Raw genomic sequence first — 6,272 nt, forward strand, 5'->3', positions numbered from 1 at the left:
GCCGCCGAGCAGAACGCGGTCTGGTTCACCTGCGCGGACTGACCCACGGAATTCGAGGAGACACACAATGAACGAACAAGTGAAATTGACGACCGAGCAGCAGGAACTGCTCAACCGGTTCGTCCAGGATAACAAGATGTTCTACGCCCCGGACCCGGCGATCATGGAGAACCACCGGATCGAGCCGCGGTCGGCGATCGAGGACCAGTTGCTCTCCGGCGAGGTCGATCCGCACAAGACCAACGAGGTCCGCGGGCTGATCATCGCCGCGCTGGACGAAACCCACACGATGATCGAGCAGATGGGTGCGGCGCCCGGGGCGAAGTGGGGCGACATGACCACGGCGGTCTTCACCGCAGCCGGTGATTTGTCGCTCATCGCGCCGCATGGCGTCGGCGGGTTCGCGGCGGCGGCGTTCTACCCGATCAAGTTCATCAACAAGTACTGGACCGACGAGCCGACCGTGGGCGTCAAGGAAGGTGACGCCTTCATCCACAACGACGCCCGTTACGGCGGCATCCACAATACCGACCAGTCGATGATGATGCCGGTGTTCTGGAAGGGGAAACTGGTTTGCTGGATTTCCGCGACCATCCATGAGGGCGAGAACGGCTCCTGCGAGCCGGGCGGGATGCCCGCGGCGGCCGAGAGCAAGTACGACGAAGGCCTGAAGATGCCGCCGTTCCGCTGCGCCGAGAACTTCGAGCTCAAGCGCGACATCGTCACCTTCCTGCAGAACTCGGTGCGCGATCCCAAGCTGCAGCTGGAAGACATGAAGGTCCGGCTGTACTCGGTGATCCGCCTGCGCGAGCGCATCATGGCCATCCTCGAGGAACACGGTGAGGAAGCGCTGATCATCATGCTGCGCAAGCAGTTGGAGGACGTGGTCGAGGAGGTCAAGCGCCGCATCGCCGAACTGCCGGACGGCACCACCCGTACGGTGTCCTTCGCCGACTCCACGCTGCGCGAGAACGCCATGCTCAAGCTGAACATGGCGATCACCGTCGACGGCGACAAGATGATCGTGGACCTGCGCGGCTCGTCACCGGAGCTGCTGAACCGGTCGATCAACGCCTGTCAGGCCTCGTTCAAGACCATGCTGTTCACCGGCTACATGCAGAACATCTGGCCGGATCTGCCATTCACCATGGCGGTGTTCACGCCCTTCGATTTCATCTTCGACGACAACAGCCTGATCAACGGCTCCTTCGAGACGCCGCAGGCGATGAGTCTGATCCCGCTGTTCAAGACCATGACCATCGCCTGCATCCCGATGGCCAAGCTGAATTACAGCCTGCCGCATCGCTACACCGCGATGGTGGCGCCGCAGTACGACCAGCCGGCCACGCTGATCTACGGCGGCCTGACCCAGCACGGCGACTATGTCGGCAACTTCTGCGCCGACATCAACGGCATGGGGCAGGGCGGTCGCAGCCACTGGGATGGCGAGCATTCGGTGTCCCCGCCGTTCGCCGCGCACTGCGACCTGGGCGAGATCGAACTGATGGAAGAGGATCTGCCCATGGTCCGCCTGGGCGCCTTCACCCTGGCCAAGGACCGGGTCGGCTTCGGCAAGCAGCGCTCCGGTCTCGGCTACGAGCAGATTCACACCTACCGGCGTTCCGGTCTGTGGGGCTTCATGACCGGCTGCTCGGGCTCGCTGTTCTCATCGGCGCAGCCCCTGTTCGGCGGCTATGCGTCGCCGGCCTATCCGTTGTGCAAGATCAAGGGCATCGACATCTTCGAAGAGCTGAAAAAGGACCCGTCGAAGATCAAGTTCGACATCTGCTACCTGATGAACGAGCAGCCGATCGAGGGCGCGACCTACTCAACGCATGACATGGGGATGACCTTCGAGCTGGCCGCGCCGGGTGAGTTGTACATGATGTGCCAGGGCTCCGGCGGCGGTTACGGCGACGTGTTGCAGCGCGACCCGAAGCTCGTGGCCAAGGATCTGGAAGAGGATCTGATCTCCCACGACACCGCCCGGGTGATCTATCACGTGGTCTACGACGAGGACAATCTGCTGATCGACGAGGCCGCCACCGAGCAGGCCCGGGATGCCGAGCGCAAGGCCCGGCTTGCCCGCGGCGTGCCCTACGACGAGTTCGTCAAGACCTGGACCACCGACGAGCCGCCCGAGCACCTGCCGTTCATGGGCTGCTGGAACAACAAGGACGAGGTCTACGGCGTGATGATGGGGCAGCGCGTGACGATGGATGGCAACGCGCCGCTGCAAAGCCAGTTCATGCTCAATCCCAAGGATGTGCGCATCGCCGAACTGGAAGCCGAGGTGATGCAGCTCCGGCAGAAAGGCTAGAGGGTCAGCAGTGGGATACGCCGCCGGTCGGGCAGAGGCTCGGCCGGCGGCGTTGTTGTTTCCGGTCTTCGAAAAGCGGGGCGCCGGCCGGCCTTAGCCGGCCGCCAGATGCCGCACGAGCCAGTCGCGGGCAGCGGCGGAGCCGCGCTCGAACTGCGACACGTAGACCTCCATGTGGCCGCCCTCGATCAGCAGCAGTTCCTTGGGTTCGTGCGCGCGCTTGAACGCATCCAGCGCGATATCCGTGGGCGTGACGATGTCGCGTGTCGTCAGGATCATCAGCAGCGGCGTCGGGGTGATCTGCGCGATGTACTGCGCCGGCTCGTACTCCATCATCATCTCCGTGGAGCGCAGCGTGACCTCGTTGAGCCACAGTTCCGTGCCGAGCAGGCCGGATTCCTGGATGAACGTCCATTCCTCCGGCGACGGCAGAGCGCAAAGCGAGCCGCGTTCACCGAACACCGGAATCATGGCCGGCGCCTCGCCGCGGAAGCGCGCCACGCGGTCGGCGTTGAAGCGCTCGCGCAACGCCTCGAACTCCTCCTCACGGAACACGCGCTGCATGTTGGCGTGGCCGGAGATGAAGGGCACCTGCGACACGACCGCCTTCACGCGCTTGTCCAGCGCGGCGACCGGCAGGACATGCCCGCCGCTGTAGCTGGTGCCCCACACGCCGATCCGGTTCGCGTCGATCTCCGGTTGCTGCGAGGCGAAGGTGATCGCATCCCGGTAGCCCTGGACCTGCAGCCACGGGTCGACCTCCAGTCGCGGCATGCCGTCGCTGGCGCCGAGGTTGCGGTGGTCGTAGACCAGGCAGGCGAGCCCGGCGGCGCTGAACACATCGGCGTACTGGTCCAGAAAGACTTCCTTCACGGAGGAAAATCCGTGCGCCATGACCACGGCTGGATGTGGCGCCTGACCGTGTTCGGGCAGTTGCAGCCACCCGCGCAGCATGACGCCGTCGGATGTGCGGAATTCGATGTCCTTGCGCATCGTGTCTCCTTCGATGGGCGGGGTGTCCGCCAGACGCTACGCAGCCGCATGCGGCGGCGTCTCCACACAATGGAATGGGCGATCCGTGCATGGCTTGGCCAGCCAACCTACTCAAGCGGGTGGGTGGCCTGGCGCGGTCGTCGGTCTAGCCTGCGATCGCGGAAAGGAGACATTGCCAATGAGCCAATACAAGACACTGTTCGATCTGGGCGGGCGGACGGCCATGGTGACAGGCGGCGCACGCGGGATCGGGTTCGCCATCGCCGACGCGCTGTCGGAACTGGGCGCGGACGTGCTGATCACCGACATCGAGCAAGAGGCCGGGCGCCATGCCGCGGAATCGCTGGCCGGGCGGGGCGGTCGGGTGGCGTTTCACCCCCATGACGTAACCGACGAGGCCGCGTGGGAACAGGCCTGCCAGGCGATGCAGGCGCAGTTTGGCGGCTTCGACATCCTGGTCAACAACGCCGGCATCGAAACCGCTTCGCTGTTCGCCCAGTGCGAGGTCGAGGATTTCGAGCGGGTCATGCGGATCAACGTGACCGGCAGTTTCCTCGGCATCAAGCACGCGATGCGGGTGATGACCGGCGGATCCGGCGCCATCGTCAATCTGTCCTCGGTGGCTGGAATCATCGGCACGCCGGCGCACGGCGCCTACCACAGCTCCAAGGGCGCGGTGCGGTCCATGACCAAGGCCGCGGCGGTGGAATCCGCCGCGCTGGGTCTGGGTATTCGGGTGAATTCGGTCCACCCGGCCATCGTGCGGACCGATATGGGCGACGCCTTCCTGAGCGACTTCGTCCGGCTGGGCCTGGCCGAGAGCGAGGAGGCGGCCAGAACCCAGTTCGAGGCGGTGCATCCGATGGGTTTCGGCGCGGTCGAGGACGTGGCCTGCGCGGTGGCATACCTGGCCTCGGATGCGGCCAAGTGGGTCAACGGCGCGGAGCTGGTCGTCGATGGCGGCTTCACGGCGCAGTAGCGGCAACCTTCAGGGAGACGATCATGGGACGAGTGGACGGAAAACGTTGTCTGGTGACGGGCGGGGCACGCGGGCTGGGACTGGCGGCCGCCCGCGCCTTGCTGGACGAGGGCGCGAAGGTGTTGCTCACCGATCTGGACGGCGACGCCGGCGAGGCGGCGGTGGCGGGTCTGGATGCCGCGGACCGTGCGGCGTTCCTGCTACATGACGCCACCAGCGCCGAGCAGTGGGCCGCCGCGGTCGATCACATCGAATCGCTGTGGGGAGGGCTGGACGTACTGGTCAACAACGCGGGTATCGCGATACTCGGGGATGTGGAGAAGCTGTCCTTCGCGCAGTGGCGCAAGACCCTGGACGTGAACCTGGACGCCGTGTTCACCGGCACCCAGCTTGCGATCGAGCGGATGCGGCATCGCGGCGGCGCGATCGTCAACATCGCCTCCATCGAGGGCATGCTTGGCGACGCGCTGATCCCCGCCTACAACGCCAGCAAGGCCGGCGTTCGGTTGTTCACGCGGTCGGCGGCGATTCACTGCGCGCGCCAGGGTTACGCGATCCGGGTCAATACGGTGTGTCCGGGCTTCGCCGAAACCGAGATGGTCTCCGGTGCGTTGGGCACGCTGCCGCAGGACGAGGCGGCTGCCTTCGCCGAGCGCACGCTGGCGAGAATTCCGATGGGGCGCTTCGCGCGACCCGAGGAAATCGCCAGCGCAGTGCTGTTTCTCGCCTCCGACGAGGCCAGCTACGTCACCGGGGCCGATCTGGTCGTCGATGGCGGCATGACGGCCTGATTGCCGATGCCGAGCGTGTCTTCAATAAGGCCCGATTGCCCGCACCCGTGCCGGCGACCGCCCGAACCAGCGCTGGCAGTTGCGCGTCAGCACCGCCTGATCAGCCAGACCGAGCATGCCGGCGATCTGCGACAGCGGCACCTCGGATTCGGTCAGCCAGTGAATGGCCTGCTCGCGTCGCGCCGTATCGAGAATGGTCTGATAGCGCAGGCCTTCCGCGGCCAGCCGCCGTTGCAGGGTTCGGGGATGCAGGTCCAGCAACTTGGCGACGATATCGCGGCGGCCGCGGGTGCTCGCCAGCGCGCGCCGCAGCACCTCCTCGACCCGCTCGCCGACAGTCTGCTCGCCGGGCAGAAAGGCCAGTTGCAGGTAATCCAGGCTCATCTGGTGCAGCGCCGCGCTGGCCTGGGTGAGCCCGCGATCCAGAAACTCCGACGGCACGACGATTTCGGCGTGCGGTGCCATGAATTCGGCTGGTCGGCCAAAGGTTTCGACGTAGCGCGGCGTGGCCGCGAGCTGGGCGTGCGGCAGGCTCACGCGCAGCGCGGGCAGCCGATCCTGCGCGATCCAGCTCGAAAAGTTGAACAGGTCGGCCAGCGACTGCTCGACAGCCTGTCGCCGTGGCAGCCAGCCCGGCGTGATGAAGGCCATGCGCAGGCAGGTTTCGCCCGCCGTGGGCGAATCGCGGTGGACGCTGACGCGGATGCCCGGGCTGTGGGTGTGCAGATAGCGGGCGCAGACCGCAAGCGCGTCGCCGACGGTTTCGGCGTGCTGCATGGCGATGGCCAGCGGACCGAGGATGGTGATGTCCTGTCGTGCCGCCAACCGCAAACCCAGATCCGGGCAGTTGGCCCGCTGGCTGACGATCTCCAGCAGCTGCACGTAGGCCTGCAGCGAGATCCGCAGTTCCTCCTCGGTCAGCGCCGCCAGCGGAATCTGCAACTGCGCCATCAGCGGCTCGATGGGTACGCCGAGTTCGCGCATTTCATCGGCCAGACCGCGCATGCCGGCAGCTCTGAGGAGAGTGGCCATGTCTCCTAATGCAAAAGAATTGTCTCGAAAAGTCAATACCCCGACCGTGAAAACGGCCAATCTGTACTTAGGGAAGCACTGATTTATTCACGCCGCCAAGTTGCCGCCTGAAATGAGGCCAGGCAAGGCGCGAGGAGAGAGGTTTGGTCATTCCAAA

5 protein-coding genes are annotated in these 6,272 nt (G+C 65.4%); 3 read left to right on the plus strand and 2 right to left on the minus strand.

All coding sequences use genetic code 11. The features are described from left to right. Positions 1 to 67: 67 nt before the first annotated feature. Complete coding sequence (locus ABNS06_RS00410; RefSeq protein ID WP_348671902.1) at positions 68 to 2,320, plus strand: hydantoinase B/oxoprolinase family protein; 2,253 nt, start codon at positions 68 to 70, stop codon at positions 2,318 to 2,320. Between the two features lie 93 nt (positions 2,321 to 2,413). Here the strand turns inward: ABNS06_RS00410 and ABNS06_RS00415 are convergent, their stop codons facing one another. Then, positions 2,414 to 3,313 (minus strand): alpha/beta hydrolase, encoded by a 900-nt coding sequence (locus ABNS06_RS00415; RefSeq protein WP_348671904.1) that lies wholly within the window; start codon positions 3,311 to 3,313, stop codon positions 2,414 to 2,416. A 178-nt stretch (positions 3,314 to 3,491) separates the two neighbouring features. Between ABNS06_RS00415 and ABNS06_RS00420 the strand changes: the two genes are divergently transcribed. Together ABNS06_RS00420 and ABNS06_RS00425 are read left to right on the plus strand one after the other, a co-directional pair. Beyond that, positions 3,492 to 4,292, plus strand: a complete 801-nt coding sequence (locus ABNS06_RS00420; protein ID WP_348671906.1) for an SDR family oxidoreductase — start codon at positions 3,492 to 3,494, stop codon at positions 4,290 to 4,292. A gap of 23 nt (positions 4,293 to 4,315) precedes the next feature. Continuing rightward, positions 4,316 to 5,083 carry a glucose 1-dehydrogenase gene (locus ABNS06_RS00425; protein ID WP_348671908.1) on the plus strand — a complete coding sequence of 256 codons (768 nt, stop codon included), beginning with the start codon at positions 4,316 to 4,318 and terminating at the stop codon, positions 5,081 to 5,083. Positions 5,084 to 5,104: 21 nt separating this feature from the next. Here the strand turns inward: ABNS06_RS00425 and ABNS06_RS00430 are convergent, their stop codons facing one another. After that, on the minus strand, positions 5,105 to 6,115 hold the full coding sequence (locus tag ABNS06_RS00430; protein ID WP_348671909.1) for an AraC family transcriptional regulator ligand-binding domain-containing protein: 1,011 nt from the start codon (positions 6,113 to 6,115) through the stop codon (positions 5,105 to 5,107). Positions 6,116 to 6,272 lie beyond the last annotated feature (157 nt).

Source organism: uncultured Abyssibacter sp., assembly GCF_964000955.1.
Lineage (GTDB): Bacteria > Pseudomonadota > Gammaproteobacteria > Nevskiales > OUC007 > Abyssibacter.